This is a genomic window from Verrucomicrobium sp. BvORR034 (assembly GCF_000739635.1).
GTDB lineage: Bacteria > Verrucomicrobiota > Verrucomicrobiia > Verrucomicrobiales > Verrucomicrobiaceae > Verrucomicrobium.
The window spans coordinates 29,675-44,394 of sequence record NZ_BATQ01000093.1; the positions used below are offsets into that span (position 1 = coordinate 29,675).

General features: G+C 61.0%; 13 protein-coding genes. 7 read left to right on the top strand and 6 right to left on the bottom strand.

Going from position 1 to position 14,720, the window contains the following annotated elements:
* The first annotated feature begins 111 nt into the window (after positions 1–111).
* From BV034_RS15950 to BV034_RS15960, 3 genes are all read left to right on the top strand, one after another.
* The gene (locus tag BV034_RS15950; RefSeq protein ID WP_050028000.1) at positions 112–2,265 is read left to right on the top strand and encodes a DUF1549 domain-containing protein; all 2,154 of its coding nucleotides are present in this window, start codon (positions 112–114) and stop codon (positions 2,263–2,265) included.
* A 40-nt stretch (positions 2,266–2,305) separates the two neighbouring features.
* Positions 2,306–3,604 carry a DUF1501 domain-containing protein gene (locus BV034_RS15955; protein WP_050028001.1) on the top strand — a complete coding sequence of 433 codons (1,299 nt, stop codon included), beginning with the start codon at positions 2,306–2,308 and terminating at the stop codon, positions 3,602–3,604.
* Between the two features lie 555 nt (positions 3,605–4,159).
* Positions 4,160–4,624, top strand: a complete 465-nt coding sequence (locus BV034_RS15960) for a hypothetical protein (RefSeq protein ID WP_050028002.1) — start codon at positions 4,160–4,162, stop codon at positions 4,622–4,624.
* 28 nt (positions 4,625–4,652) lie between these two features.
* Here the strand turns inward: BV034_RS15960 and BV034_RS15965 are convergent, their stop codons facing one another.
* The gene (locus BV034_RS15965; protein WP_050028003.1) at positions 4,653–5,735 is read right to left on the bottom strand and encodes an ADP-ribosylglycohydrolase family protein; all 1,083 of its coding nucleotides are present in this window, start codon (positions 5,733–5,735) and stop codon (positions 4,653–4,655) included.
* Positions 5,736–5,850: 115 nt separating this feature from the next.
* Between BV034_RS15965 and BV034_RS15970 the strand changes: the two genes are divergently transcribed.
* Together BV034_RS15970 and BV034_RS15975 are read left to right on the top strand one after the other, a co-directional pair.
* Positions 5,851–6,531 (top strand): hypothetical protein, encoded by a 681-nt coding sequence (locus tag BV034_RS15970; RefSeq protein ID WP_265593063.1) that lies wholly within the window; start codon positions 5,851–5,853, stop codon positions 6,529–6,531.
* Positions 6,532–6,719: 188 nt separating this feature from the next.
* Complete coding sequence (locus BV034_RS15975) at positions 6,720–7,196, top strand: GCN5 family acetyltransferase (RefSeq protein ID WP_265593064.1); 477 nt, start codon at positions 6,720–6,722, stop codon at positions 7,194–7,196.
* Between the two features lie 31 nt (positions 7,197–7,227).
* Here BV034_RS15975 and aac(6') read toward each other — a convergent pair whose 3' ends face one another.
* The 3 genes from aac(6') to BV034_RS15990 all read right to left on the bottom strand — a co-directional run bounded on the left by aac(6') (position 7,228) and on the right by BV034_RS15990 (position 9,863).
* Positions 7,228–7,683: an aminoglycoside 6'-N-acetyltransferase gene (gene aac(6'), locus BV034_RS15980; protein ID WP_050028005.1), complete on the bottom strand. Its 456-nt coding sequence runs from the start codon at positions 7,681–7,683 to the stop codon at positions 7,228–7,230.
* 105 nt (positions 7,684–7,788) lie between these two features.
* Positions 7,789–8,613 (bottom strand): sugar phosphate isomerase/epimerase family protein, encoded by an 825-nt coding sequence (locus BV034_RS15985; protein ID WP_050028006.1) that lies wholly within the window; start codon positions 8,611–8,613, stop codon positions 7,789–7,791.
* 146 nt (positions 8,614–8,759) lie between these two features.
* Entirely contained in the window at positions 8,760–9,863 is a 1,104-nt protein-coding gene (locus BV034_RS15990; RefSeq protein WP_050028007.1) for an SAM-dependent methyltransferase, read from the bottom strand.
* Between the two features lie 241 nt (positions 9,864–10,104).
* Here BV034_RS15990 and BV034_RS15995 point away from each other — a divergent pair, with 241 nt between their 5' ends.
* Complete coding sequence (locus BV034_RS15995) at positions 10,105–10,878, top strand: trypsin-like peptidase domain-containing protein (protein WP_050028008.1); 774 nt, start codon at positions 10,105–10,107, stop codon at positions 10,876–10,878.
* Between the two features lie 105 nt (positions 10,879–10,983).
* On the opposite strand, the gene BV034_RS16000 is transcribed toward BV034_RS15995, so the two are convergent.
* On the bottom strand, positions 10,984–11,898 hold the full coding sequence (locus tag BV034_RS16000; RefSeq protein WP_050028009.1) for a dihydrodipicolinate synthase family protein: 915 nt from the start codon (positions 11,896–11,898) through the stop codon (positions 10,984–10,986).
* Between the two features lie 67 nt (positions 11,899–11,965).
* The gene (araD, locus tag BV034_RS16005; protein ID WP_050028010.1) at positions 11,966–13,696 is read right to left on the bottom strand and encodes an L-arabinonate dehydratase; all 1,731 of its coding nucleotides are present in this window, start codon (positions 13,694–13,696) and stop codon (positions 11,966–11,968) included.
* A 123-nt stretch (positions 13,697–13,819) separates the two neighbouring features.
* Here araD and BV034_RS16010 point away from each other — a divergent pair, with 123 nt between their 5' ends.
* A complete protein-coding gene (locus BV034_RS16010; RefSeq protein ID WP_050028011.1) occupies positions 13,820–14,545 on the top strand; it encodes an SDR family oxidoreductase in 726 nt (241 codons plus the stop codon).
* Positions 14,546–14,720: the final 175 nt, after the last annotated feature.

The window sequence follows — 14,720 nt, forward strand, 5'->3', positions numbered from 1 at the left end:
TGGGGCATTTTGGTCAATTCTGGCCAAAAAATGCAAAAAGAGAGAAAGAACTGTCCAGCGATCACGTTTCCGCGGCGACAAGGGACTTTTTGAACCTTCACCGCTCTGGCTATGAAACCGCTTCTTCCTCTCCTGGCTCTTCTAGCAGCCCCCGCGTTCATCTCCGCTGCCTCCCTCCCGGAGGCGCAAAAGATTGACGCCATTCTCGCCAAGGACTGGCAGAAGAACAATCTGACCCCCAACTCTGCGGCACCGGACGCAGTGCTCGTCCGCCGTCTGTATCTCGACATTGCGGGGCGGATTCCCACGGCGGAGGAGACCCAGGAGTATATGAAGTCTCAAGATCCGCAGAAGCGGACGAAGCTGATTGACCGGCTTCTGGCTTCCGATGGATACACCAGCAACATGTTCAACTACTGGGCGGACATTTTGCGCCTTACGGACAATGTGAAGGGCAAGATCACGGCCCAAGCTTATGAGGAATGGCTCAAGCAGCAGCTCAAGGCGAACAAGCCCTATGACCAGTTCGTCCGTGATCTGCTGACCACGGATGGCGGGGTGTGGGACAGCGGATCGATTGGTTTCTACCAGCGCGATGAGAACAAGCTGGATCATCTGGCCTACACCGTGCAGGTGTTCCTGGGCACGCAGATTGTGTGCGCCCAGTGCCACAACCACCCTTTCGACAAGTGGTCCCAAAAAGATTACTATGGGATGGCGGCCTTCACTTATGGGATGGATACCAAGGGGGGCGGGCTGGACTTCAAAGGACTGGCCAAGAACGCAGGCAAGCCGCAGGTGGACCGGGCAGCGCTCAAGAACATGACCCCCAAGGAGCGCAAGGCCTACATGGCGGAGCAGCGCAAAGAGGGCGGCACCGTCGCTGCCTCAACGATGAGCCGTGAGGAAATGCAGGAGGTGCGCAAGACGCTGCAGGATGTGATGAAGCCGCTGCGCTACACCTCGATCCAGTGGAACGACAACAAGCTGCCCAAGCTGCCGAATGACTACAAGTACCCGGATGCAAAGCCGGGTGAGGAGATCGCGCCCAAGGTGCTGTTTGGTCATGACGCTGTCGCCAATGGCGTGGAGACCCGGCTGCAGGCGTTTGCCGACTGGATGACCTCGCCGGACAATCCCCGTTTCACCACGGTGATCGCCAATCGCATGTGGAAGAAGGCGTTTGGCATTGGCCTCATCGAGCCGGTGGATGAGATGATGGACTCCACGGTTCCCTCCAATAACGAGCTCATGGAGTACCTCAATGAGCTCATGGTGGAGAAGAAGTATTCGCTCAAGTCCTTCCTTCGCGTGCTCTACAACACTGAGGCCTATCAGCGGATGTCCACCCGTGAGGAAGTGCAGCTGGGTGAGAACTACCACTTCACTGGTCCGGTGCTGCGCCGCATGTCGGCCGAGCAGATCTGGGACAGCTTTGTGACCCTGGCTCGGGGCAGCGTGGATGGTGCGGTGGGAGAGAAGGATGACCGTATGCACCAGTACCTGGGTGACCTGAAGTACCTCATCGACACCGTGAAGGACAAGGGGCCGGAAGGCCTCGTGGAAGTCGCCCGCAAAGGGGCCGCTGAACGGGAGGCGACCAACGCCAAACTGGAATCCCTCCGCAAGGAGATGGAAGCAGCCCAGGCCAGTGGCAATGCCAGCACGGCCGGTCAGCTTGCCAGAGAAGCCAATCGTCTCCGCCGGGAAAACTCCAATGGCATGCTGGAAGCGATTGTGGGTGAAGACCGCGCGGATGATCTGCGCCGCGGTTACAATCCAGGCAAGAAGGGCGGCAAGAACGCCGTTCCCGCTGGGCTGACCCGCGAGCAACTGGCCACGATGTCCAAGGAGCAGCGGCGTGATGCGATCAAGATGGGCAACAGCCTCAATCTGACGGCGCGCGCTTCAGAGATTGCCTCCCCGGCGAGGCCCGGGCACCTGCTGCGCACCTTCGGCCAGTCCGATCGTGAGCAGATTCAGAATGCCAGTGATGATGCCACGGTGCCGCAGGCGCTGGCCCTCCTGAATGGCCCGACTTCCGAGGTGCTGAACAGCCCCGTCAGCAGACTCCGACAGGATGTGGAGAAGGCCACCTCTCCTCAAGCCAAGATGGACGCCATCTACATGGCATGCCTGAGCCGTCTCCCCAGCAACAATGAGCGGACCATGCTGAATGATGTGATTCACGAGCGTGGTGACCGCGCCTACGGCGACGTCATTCAGGCCCTCCTTACCGGCAGTCAGTTCGTTTTTGTGCAGTAAGCAACCCGTTCCCGTTTCATCTTCCACCCACCTCACGATCATGAAAAGTCTCCTTCAAAAAGCAGACGAGATCTCCCGCCGCGACTTTGTGATGCGGGCCGCCAAGACCTGTCTCGGGGTCTCCGTGCTGGATGTGCTCGCAGGGACGCGCGCCCATGGCGCCTTTGAAGGGGCGGCGAAAGTCCGCCAGGTGCCCACTGCCAAGAACGTGATCTACCTGTATATGAGCGGGGGCATGAGCCACCTCGACACCTTTGGCGTGGTGCCCGGTGCAGAGGAGATGGGGGCGACCAAGGCCATTGCGACCTCGGCAGATGGCGTGCAGATCAGCGAGTACCTTCCCACAGTGGCCAGGTCCATGCATCATGGCGTGGTGCTCAAGTCGCTCACCTCCACCCAGGGGGCGCATGCTCAAGGAAACTACTTCGTTCACACCAGCTACACCATGCGGGGTGCCACTCGGCATCCTTCCATGGGAGCCTGGATGACAGCTTTCCAGGGGCGAAACAATCCGGCGCTCCCCGGGAGCGTGATCATCACTGGGGATAGCAAGCACCCTGGGGGCGGATTCTTTGATGCCTCCATTGCTCCACTGGTGTTGAACAATCCCGCAGGCGGCCTGGCCAACAGCAGCCGGCTCGCTTCGCTCACCGAAGGGGATTTCGACTACCGCCTGGGGCTCTCTGCCCGGTTGGACGCCGGATTCCAGAATGCCTATAGCTACAAGGGAGTGAAGGCCTATTCGGACGTGTACCGTGATGCGGTGCGGGTCATGAAGAGCGAGGATCTCACCGCCTTTGACCTGAGCAAGGAGCCCGAAGCGGCCCACGAAGCCTATGGGAGTGACAACTTCGGCCAAGGGTGTCTGTTGGCGCGTCGCTTGGTGGAACATGGCGTCCGCTTTGTGGAAGTGAATCTGGGCGGCTGGGACACTCACCAGGACAATTTCATCCGCGTGCCGGAGAAGTGTGCGACGCTGGACCAAGCATTGGGTGCGTTGCTGCCAGACCTGGATCGCCGCGGATTGCTGAATGAAACGCTTGTGGTGCTGACTACTGAGTTCGGCCGCACGCCGAAGGTGAACCAGAATGACGGACGCGATCACTATCCCAAGGCCTTCTGCTCCGCCATGTGGGGCGGGGGACTCAAGGGTGGCCAGGTGTATGGCAAGACGGACCGCGGTATTGAAGTCGTGGAGGACAAGATCGGAGTGCCCGACCTCAATGCCACCATCGGCTATGCCGTGGGGCTGCCGCTTGACCAAGTCATCTACTCGCCGACGAAGCGACCCTTCACGGTGGCAGATCATGGCCAGCCGCTGACGCAGTTGTTTGCGTAGGGGGCGGTGGGTCGTAGCCTCGCAGGCGCGCGAAGCGAGAGAGCTCCTGAGATTCGGTGGGCTTTTGTTCGCGGAAGTGTCTTCGGAGTGCGTGTGGCTCGACACCGCCTTGGCGGCCCTTGTGAGAGTCTAGAACCTTGGGTGCGGGAGCAGCGGCAGAGGACAAAGGAGGCGGGGGTTCCCAGCCCCGCTGGTGAGCGAAGCCGCAGATGTTCGCAGATCCAGCGGCCCCTTGCCGTCTGCAGCAAGCGCGACCTCAGTCATGCGGGGCCAGAGACTCCGCCTCCTTTACCGGCTGGCGAAAGGGCTTGGGGTGGGAGGCAGTTGTGCGGGCGGGCGAAAGCGGCGTCAAGCCGCCAGCACTCCAAGACGCTGCCTGAGACGGGATGTTCCAGCAGTAGGATCAGCCATAGATCTCTGAACGAGTAGCGCTCCAGTGGCCTACACGGGCTGGAAAGGGACGGATAACTCAAAGCTTGCGTTTTGGGTGACTATCTATCAGGCTTTCGGGTTCCGCTCTGGCCCTGCAAGCGTCAACCCTCCGCTGAAGACCTCATGATGCTCACTCCGCTGCCTCTTCTGTTGCGTGAAACGATGTCGGAACTCGGCATGGGGGCAGTGGATCGATGGTGGGAAGATCTCGATGAATCGGGACGTCGCGATGTGATTGAGCTCTGGCAGGAAGCAGCCCTGGCTGGACCCGTAGAGGTCCGGGTCTCAGGGGTGTTCGTGGACGGGGATGGGCCTGAAGACAAGTCAGGCTTCTGGCACAACGATTTTTATGAGTACCTCGTCAACAACGAGATCTACCTGCTTGATCCGATTCAGGCGCATGTTTGCACAAGACATCCCCTTGCACGTGCTGCTGTGCAGAGTGGACTGATCTCTCGCGATTTTGAATGTCCCTTCTCAGATGGCAATTGCCCGATGCGACGTCTCCTTGGAGTAAAGCCTGGGAAATCGATGCGGTTGGGCGTTACGTTTGAGCGCAAGGTCGTGGAATACCTGCCTCCCTGTTGAGAGAGGGGCCGCAGGACCGCCTCTGGTCTCACGAAATAGCCCCTGCTACCACCTTGGCGAGCCGGACGATCTCCGGGCCATCGGCCAATCCTTCCACAAAGCGGGAGGGGATTTTGCTCAATCCCACCTGAGCTCCAACCAAGGCGCCGGCCAGGCAGGCGCGGGACATGTTTTGGCCTCCGCCATTGATGGCGTGGAGGACTGCGCTCTCAAAGTTGTCTGGGAACCGGGCGGCGAGATGATAGGCCGCGGGAAGAACGAACTGGATGGCGCAGGACATCCCATAAACCTGCGAGACTTTCCAGGCTGGTTCGGCCTGCGTGTCGGGATCGGTGGCAGACTTTGCGACCCAGGAAGGTAGTAGCAGGGCATCTGGCGAAGCAAAGCCAAAGCCCGAGGGTGCCGAAGACGATGCGGCAATGGACGAGGGGGCGACAAAGGGGATCTCTCCACTGCGCACGCGGTCCATGAGTTTGTCAGAGAGGTCTTCGTCAAACGCTTCTCCCCGAATGAGCTGGGTGAGCACGCAGGCATAGCCGACGGTCTGTTGCTCCACCAGAGAGTCGGTCTGGGAAAGGTTGGTGTTTTCCCAAGCATGACGAGCGGCCAGTCCGGGTTCCATGGCATAACGGGCAGCAAGGATGGTCACCCGTTCCGCAGCCTCGGAGGTGTCAGCGTTTCCACCAGTTTGGCCCCAGGGCTTGCCTTCCTTCACCCGGGCCTGCCACACCTGGCGGATCGAGTGGTTGGTATATCCACCGGGTCCGACATACGGGGTGCCATCGAGGAGGGGGAGCAATTGCTCATCCAGCCGACGGGTGAAGTCAGCCTCATCGTATCCGCCTTGTTCAGCCACGGATCGCAGCAGATGGAGCATGATGATGCCGGTCTGCGACAATTCGCCGCCCTTCATGCCAGCGTGATATTTGGCGTGTGGTTTGGGGTCGGTATAACCGCTGATCCAGGGGCCGAAGTCACGTCGCTGTTCATCCAGGTCGTAGTACCAATGGGGGCCAAGGCCCAGCGCATCCCCGATAAAAGCTCCGACAATGGCACCTGCGGCACGATCAGCGGACGGTTCGAACGAAGGCGGAGAGACGGGAGGGATCATATGAGGAGTGAAGAAGAATTGTGGGAGTGCAATGTTTACGTCTGGGGTGCGGGTCCGGGAGCGACAACGTTTTTGGGCGCAGGCCCGTCGTGAGGTGCGTAGAGGGAGTGTGAGCTTGCAACCCATCGCCGAAAATCTCTGGCTGCAGCACTTCCCGTTGTCGGTGCTGGGGACTCAGCACGGACGCAACGTGACCGTCATCCGCCTTTCATCCGGGAAGGTCGTGGTGCACTCCATGGCACCATTTACTGCCGGTGATGTGGAGGAGATTCGGGCACTGGGACCGACGGGATGGTTGGTGGAGGCCATGCTGCTGCATGACACCTATGCCAAGGAAGGCCGCGCGGCATTTCCCGGCGTGAATTTCTTGGGCCCTCCGGGATTTGAATCTGTGGTAGGGTTCCCAGTGGCTCCGCTGAATCCGGCCCCCGCCGAGTGGGCGGACGAGTTGCAAGTGTTCCCGCTGGAGGGGGCTCCGAAGCTGGAGGAGCAACTCGTGCTGCATGTGCCCTCACGCACGCTGATTGTTGCGGATCTGGTGTTCAACTTTAACCCTCATGAGAAGGGATGGGATCGCTTCTTCCACCGGTATCTTGCGGGCTTCAAGCGCTACCCAGGGATGAGCCGGATCTTCCGCCTCTTCGTGAAAGACAAGGAGCGTTTCCTCCAATCTTTGAGGCCGGTGATCGCGGCCGATTTTGACCGGTTGGTGGTAGGGCACGGCACATTGATCGAGACGGGAGCCAAGCAGAAGCTTGTCGAGGCCCTCCGGGATGCCGGCTATGTGCTCGACTGAAGTTGTGCTTGAACGCGAAGGCTGCTGATGCGAGAGCCTTTGCCCTCCTTTTCTGAAGGGTTCACCCATCATCTCTGTAGCTCGTGTCATTGCCAACTTCTGGACAACGTTTCACACCTGTCGCGTTTGCGGTCACCCCGATCCGCTGGTTTCGCGCCATCTGGTCTCGGCTGAGCAGACTGTTGAAGGTGGCGCCATTGACCGGGTTGATCGGTTGTGGCGGTGATGGCCAGACTCTCCCCACTTTCGATCATGATCGCTCCGTTTCCGGACCCAGTGCGCATCCGCTGGCGATTGAGGTAGCCAAGGTGGGGGCCTATCCAGCGCTGGTGAAGTCCGGCGCGGGCTACTTTTACGATGACGTTCTGGAGTATCGCGTCTGGATGCATCCTGAGCGTGGAGCTGCGCCAAGGGAAGATGGTGGTGGCGACTGCTATGTGGCCTTCGCCCAGTATGAGAAGGCGCTGGCGTTCTCCAAGGCAACCACCGGTGCGGAGGAGCCCTTGGTTCTGATACGTCAGATGGAATACATCAATGAACCCGAAGAGGGCGTGTATGAAGCTGCGGCAGGTGAACGGCTGACGGAGTGGCAGGTAGAGTGGCTGGAGGGATCCAAGAGGCAGGCCGACTCGATCGAGAAATTCCTGCGGGAGCACCGTAGGTAAGCACGTGCCCCGTCAGAGAGTTTGATCCGCATCACGGATTCAGCGGCATACGGTAGTAAACCACCCGCTCTGTTTCCTCGAATCCCAGGGCCTCGTGCATGAGATGGCTGGGGGTATTCTCCAGGAGGGCGTCTGAGGCCAGCTCGTGGCAGCCCAAGGACCGGCCCCATTCCATGACGGCGGTGATGAGCAGACGGGCCACGCCGTGGCGGCGGGAGAGCGGATGCACATAGAGCCCCTCAAGAAACGCCACCGGAGAGCTGGAGGTGCCGTTTACATAGCCGTGGCGCAGGGAGGCTTCCGCCAGCCCAACGGGATTGCCAGCGGCGTCGAATGCCAGCAGATCGTGATGGTGTGTCGGGTCGGCGAGCTGATCCTCCATTTCCACGAGATGTTCTTCGGCGGAAGATTCAGGCCAGAGGGCGAGCCGGAAGTCCAGCCAGCCCGGATCGCTGGTGGTGGTGCATAGTCGCAAGGTGAAGTTCATCGGCGGAGCAAGGGGATGGGGGCGCGTTGACAATGCCTGGACGACAGAAAAAAGCGTGAACCGGAGGTCCGGTTCACGCTGAAGTTAATCGCTTGAAGATCGGGACTACTCGACGAGGCCGGCGAGGTTTTCTTTGCACCACTGACCGTTCTGGCGGGTCACGCCGTCTGGATCGCCGATGGCTTCATGGCACTCATCTTCGCAGATGATCCAGCCTTCGAACTTACGGACCACGAGCCATTCCGTGATCTTGTGGAAGTCGAGCTTGCCTGTGCCCATCTTGGCCCAGGGCTCAGGACCGTTGCCGGAGAAGTCCTTGTAGTGGATGTGATCCACGAGATGGCTCCACTTGTCCAGCGTGGCGATGACGTCCATGCCACCGCGGGCGATGTGACCCACGTCCGGTGTCCAGCCCGTGACGGTCGGGTCCAGGCTGTTGATGATGACGTCATAGTCTTCCTGCGTGCGCACCACGGAGGATGGCGGGCTGTTCGGGTGGAAGGAGCAGGAAATGCCCTGCTCGACCGCGCGACGGCTCACGGCGTTGACATTCTTCACAAGGTTCAGACGACGCTCGTGGATGTTTTTGCGATTCGTCGGGAGGGGTACCGTGCAGAGCTTGGCACCGGGGAAGTTCTTGAGGATGGCGAAGGTGTCGTCCGCCTGCTTGCGCTCGTCGGCGGTTTCCGTGGCCTCATTCCAGCCGCAAACGAGGGCGATACCGGCCAGCTCGACGTTGTTCTTTTCCAGATGTTCTTTGAGCTTGGAGGGGTCGGCCAGGTCGCCCATCCAGAAGTGCATGGGCTCGATGCCGGCAAATCCGCTCTCACCCGCCACCTTGATCATGTGGTCGAGCTTGTTGTTGTAGGCTTGTCCGGAGCCTTGCATGAACCAGGTGTAGACTTCGGAGCCGAACTTGATTTTGGCCATAAGGTCGCGTGCTGTTTGGTTAGGATGTTGGTGGCTGAGAACGGTGAAAAAATTCCGCAGCGGAGAGCCTCTTGGCTAGCGGAATCCGGGGGCGAAGTCCAGCGGGAACTTGCCGGGTGTTTCAGTACGCAGCAGGCGGGTTGGGATCATTCAGCCGCTTTCTCAAAAAACAGGGTCAACTCGTGCCGGTTGTAGGTCAGGTGGGTCTGGGAGAAGAGCTTGAGGCCGGAGGCATCCGCCTTGGCCACGATCTCATCCCGCAATTCAAGCGGAGCGCCCACGGTCTCGACTTTGGGCAGCTTGAGGGTGAAGACGATGATGCCCTTTCTGCGGAGTTGGCGGGAGAGCCGGATGACCTGGCGGATGGATTCGTCAGGCTCGCCATTCATGTCGTTGAGGATGGCATCGTAGCGATCCTCGCGGGCGGGGCGAAATTCGGCCACATCCATCTGGTGAAACACCAGCGCTGGATTCTGAAACAGACGCCGATCCAGCGGGGAGCGGTCCAGTGCGGTCACGCGGAACTCACGCACCAGCAGCTCCGACGTCATCCCACCAGGGCAGGCCCCGAGTTCCAGCCAGTGGCTGCCGGGAGTGAGCGCGGGGCGGTACAGCTTCAGGTAGTGCAAGGCCTCGGCAATCTTGGCGCCTGCCCGGCTGATGGTATCGGGGGTGTCCTTGGCGACATAGAGGCTGCCGCCTGCGTAGAAGCCGTTCGCAGACTGCGGTGTGGAGAGGCCGCAGAAGAGACCTTCCTTGCCCACAAGACAGAAGAGCGTGGGTGACTGGCTGTCCTGGTCCTCCACGCCTTTGGCCTTCATGGGCGGGAAAAGCTGCAGGGCGCGGCCACGGAGGTTCGAGGCCAAACTCTTGTAGTAGGGATCGGGTGAGCCGGGATTGAGTTGACCGATGAGCAACTGCTGGGGCGTGCGGGCTCCGAATTTCTTGATGAGGGTCTGGGCTGCCTTTTCCACGAACCCTTCCATCTTGGCAGGGTGGCAGGGCCAGGAGTGCTCCAGGGGGATGTTCCACCGGGCGAGCACGGCTGCGGGACTCTGCCGGATGGCCTCAGGTGTGGCGGTCTTGATGGAGTAGAAGTCCGCTCCCAGACGGGTATGAGTGCTGGCTCCAAAGCGGGCCAGCACCTGCTCAGCCACCGGTGCAAACACTTCCGAAATGCGCACCAGCCACGGTTGCGGGGTGGGAGCAGGGGCAGAAACGGGGGCGGCAGCGGGATCAGCAGAGGACATGGGCAGGGGTGACGATGCCGATGGGTGGGGGTGCGGTCAATGCCAAACGGGCGGGTCGTGAGGCTGGGCACAATGTCTAACTTAAATCAGCCCCCGTACTGGGTCCGGCACGATTGACCAAAAACGTGAAATCCAATTCGACACCGGTGGCCCCTCTGGGTAGCATGCCGGGCAATCCCGCCATCTCCCGCCCATGTTGCGATGCTTAGCCCTTGCGGTACTCCTGGCTCTGCCAATCTCTTTGGGAAGTTGTGCCTCCTCCGGTCAGTCCCGGGAACTCTCCAACCAGGAGGCGCAGACCTTCCTCAAGCACGTGCAGATCTGGGTGATGTCTCCCAAGAAGGGGCGGGCCTCCATTCTCCGGCCGCCTGCAGGCGCGGAAGTGGATGCCTCACTGGCGGTGCCGATCAGCAGTGACGGGTATCTGCTGGCGACGGCCCATGGGATTCCGGCCCACGGCGTGGTGCTGACCCTGCGCGATGGGGAAAACCGGCCCGTGTACATTTCTCTGCTGGATGGCAAGGGGCCGGCCGAGTTTCAGGTGGTGATCCCGGGGAGTGACGGGGAGGGGGCTGCGGCGTCAACCCGTACGGTGGCGGTGAAGCTCAAGGAACAGCGCCTGCGGGTGGTGAAGCGCTTCTACGCCAGCGACCTCGTCCTGTTGAAGGCTCCTTTCAGAACCCCGTCGTATGTGAAGGTTCTTTCATCGGTCCCAGTGCCCAATGAGCCCGTGTACTTTCCCTCGAACCCGGTGCTTGGCGAGGCCAATGCACTGGTGCTTTGTCCCCTGGACCGCGTGGCCATCACGGGTATCAGTTCCTGGTTCATAGCGGTGGAGCATGCGGCCCGGCAAGGCTACAGCGGCACGCCGATGATGAATCAGGACGGCGAGTTGATCGCGCTGGGAGTGAAGAGCTCACTCTCCAGCAAGCATCCTGTGCTGTGGGGATCAGGTCTTTCGAAAGAGACCTTGGATGAAGCGATGGCGATCGACAGACGTCATTCGCGCGGTTGAGGGTGGGAACCTCGTTGGTTAGAGGTCTCTCCTCTCTGAAAAACAAAAAAGCACGCCAAGGGCGAAGGCCCTGGCGTGCGAAGATGGTGACCCGTGCTTTGGAGGTTACTCGCGGGACCAAGCCAGCAACTCCAGCGCGGCTTTTTTGATCTCGACCTGCTTGTTGGAATCCAGATCCGCCAGCAGAGGAAGCTGGGGGCCGGTGGCGGCGATGCCCGCGAGATCCACGGCGTGATGAAGCACCTGGATGGGGTTGTAGCCATTGCGCAGGTCTTCCAGCGCGAGGAATCCCTTACGAAGGGTTTCCGCCTTCTCAATGTCGCCCGCCTTCAGGGCCTCCAGCATCTGCTGGGAGCGGTTCGGGGCCACGCAGACGCAGCCAGCGGTGTAGGCGTGCACGCCGAACTTGGTCCAGTGAATGATGGCGGGCTGCTCGCCGATGCCGCTCACCAGGAGTTCGCGGGGCACCTCATTGGAGATTGCCTCAAGGAGGGGATCGACGGCGGGGTTCTCGCGCACCACAGCGTACTTGATCCAAGAGATCGCTCCGGCTTCCACGAGCGACTTCACCACATCCACGGTGACGTAGCCTTCATCCTTCACGTAGAGCACGGCCGCGCGGCCAAATTTTTCCACGAACTGCAGGACAGCTGCACGTACTCCGTCCGGTTTGGAGACGGCCGTGGTAGGAAGGATCATCGCGGTGGGGAACTGCTTGCGCGCCAGGATGGCGGCCTGATCCATCATGGTGCCGAAGTAGGGCCCGACAGCGGGGATGATGAGAGAGTTGGCTCCGGCAACCTCGGCCAGTTGGTCGAGCACTTCTTCGTATTCGCCCAGTGAGATGTTGTAGAAGTTGGCATTGCCGCCATACAGGAAGATGTCCACGCCGCCGTTCTCAATGTGGCGAATGAGTTTGGTGTTCTCGGCTGCGCTCACCTTGAAGTTGGCGTCCCGACAGAGCGGGGGCACGGAGATGACGGAGCGCTGAAGGTCAGAAGGCGTGAACGTGGTTTGCATGGGAAAGGGAGATGGGAGCTAGGTTGGAGAAGATTTAGGTGGGGCGCAATGGGCAAAAAGAGGCCGGTCAGTGAATGCGGGGTTCCGGAGTCGGGGTGCCGGTGTGATGAAGGAAACGGAAGTCGCAGCCTTCGTTGGCCTGCGTCACCTCATTGAGAAAGAGGTGCAGGTAGCCGCGATCGACCTTGCGCTTGGGTGCCTGCCACTCCGCGCGGCGGGCGGCCAGTTCCTCATCGCTCACGCCCAGGGTGAGCGTGCGCTCGGGCACGTTCAGGGAGATGATGTCCCCATCCCGCACGAAGGCCAGCGGACCGCCCACGGCGCTCTCTGGAGCCACATGGAGGATGCAGGCGCCGTAGCTGGTGCCGCTCATGCGGGCATCGCTAAGTCGCAGCACATCGCGTACACCTGCCTCGAGCAGTTTCTTTGGAAGGGGAAGCATGCCCCACTCCGGCATGCCGGGTGCGCCGACAGGGCCGGCGCTCTGGAGCACCATCACGGAATCAGCCGTGATGGGCAGATCGGGATCGTCCAACCGAGCGGCGAGATCTTCATAGTCCTTAAACACGACCGCCGGTCCGGAGTGTGTCCAGAAACGCTGCTCCATGGCGCTGTGTTTGATCACGGCACCATCAGGGCAGAGGTTCCCGGTAAGCACGGCGGTGCCGCCCTCGGGAGAAAGGGCTTGTTCACGGGGCCGGATGACTTCGGTGTTGTGGATCACGGCGTCGGCCACGTTTTCGCCCAGTGTCTTGCCGTTTACCGTAAGGCACTCGGTATGCAGGAGGTCGGTGAGTTGGTTCAGCAGGGCGGGCAGGCCGCCAGCGAAGTAAAAGTCCTCCATGAGGAAGCGGCCTGCAGGGCGCAGGTCTGCCAGACGCGGGGTGATGCGGGAGACGGCATCGAAGTCGCTAAGGGGAAGCTTGATGCCAGCGCGGCCGGCCATGGCAATGAGGTGCACGATGGCATTGGTGCTGCCACCGACGGCCATATCCGCCACGATGGCATTGTGGAAGGCCTCCTTGTTGAGGAACTTGGCGGGGTTGAGGTCATTCCAGGCGTTCTCCACGATCTGGCGTCCGGAGGCTGCCGCCATCCGCCAGTGGCGGGCATCGCTGGCGGGGATGCTGGAGGCTCCTGGCAGGGAGAGTCCGAGCGTCTCGGTGATGGCCGTCATGGTGGCGGCGGTGCCCATGGTCATGCAGTGGCCGTGGGAACGGGCGATGCCGTCTTCGATCTCGCACCAGTCGTCCTGAGTGATGTTGCCCGCGCGGAGTTCGGCCCAGTATTTCCAGGCGTCGGTGCCGCTGCCCAGTGTCTGGTCGCGCCATTGGCCGCGCAGCATGGGGCCACCTGGCACGAAAATAAAGGGCATGTCGGCGCTGAGCGCTCCCATGATGAGGGCGGGTGTCGTCTTGTCACAGGCACCCAGGAGCACGGCTCCGTCCACCGGATGGCAGCGCAGCACCTCCTCAGCCTCCATCGCCAGGAGGTTGCGATAGAGCATGGTGGTGGGCTTCATGAAGTTCTCGCTGAGCGAGAGCACGGGAATTTCGATCGGCATGCCGCCAGCCTGGAGAACGCCCTTCTTCACGTTCTCTGCCAGCACCTTGAAGTGCAGGTGGCAGGGGTTGATCTCCGACCAGGTATTGAGAATGGCGATCACCGGCTTGCCCTGCCAGTCCTCTGGGCCCAGACCCAACTGGCGCGCCCGGGAGCGGTGGCCAAAGGAGCGGAGATCATTGGGGCCAAACCAACGGTAGGAGCGGAGTTCTTCAGGAGAGCGGCGGGTGGGCATGGGAGGTGGAGAATGGCGGGAACGGCGGGCGAGTCAAACGCGAGTCAAACGATCGGGAAAACCAAACGCTGGCAGTCGCTTCAAGCTTGCCACGATCATTGCTCTGCATGTAAACAGGGCCGCATGGTACTGGAGTCAAAATCATGTGTGGTCACGGGAGCGGCGCGGGGCATCGGTCTGGCGCTCTGCAAGGCGCTGGTGGAAAAAGGCGCTCAAGTGGTGATGGCGGATGTGGATCCCGCCGCGCTGGAGCTGGCCGCAGCCAATCTGGGGGCAGCGGTGCTTCCCGTGGTGTGTGATGTGACCCGGGCGGAGTCCGTGGCGGAGGCTGGGAGAAGGGCTCATGAGGCGTACGGTGCAGTGGATGTGTGGATCAACAATGCCGGCCTGGCCCGGCACCGGTGGATCACTGACTACACTGAGGCCGATATCGATCTCATGCTGGATGTGAACTTGAAGGGGACCATTCTGGGCTCCCAGGAGGCTCTGCGCCGCATGATCCCGGAGCGCCGGGGGCATATCGTGAACATCATCTCGACTGCCAGCTTGCGCGGCATCCCCTCAGAGACCGTGTACTGCGCCGCCAAGTGGGGCGTGCGCGGGTTTACTCAAGGCTTACAGGAGGAGGCCGGTGCTCATGGAATCCGGGTGACGGCCCTGCTGCCCGGCGGTGTGGACACCGCTTTTTGGGATGGGGCCTCCAACCGCAAGGCACCCGTGGAAAAGTTCCTAAGCCCCGCCCAGGTGGCAGATGCGACCCTCAAATTGCTGGAGATGGACGACTGGTGTGTGCCGCGGGAACTGGTGCTGCGGGCGATTGCAGATTCGGACTTCTCGGTTCAGCCGTAGAGCAGCCCGTTACACGGGAGAGAGAGTCGTCACAGGCTTCCGCCTGTTCAGTCGAGATGTCCATGTCTGTTGCCGCCTGCCGGCGTAGTCCGGTTGTCCCAACCGGCCCCCACTCCCATTGCAGACCGGTTCTAGGTTCGTACATCGATATGTAATCAAACGTCGCGCTCCTGGT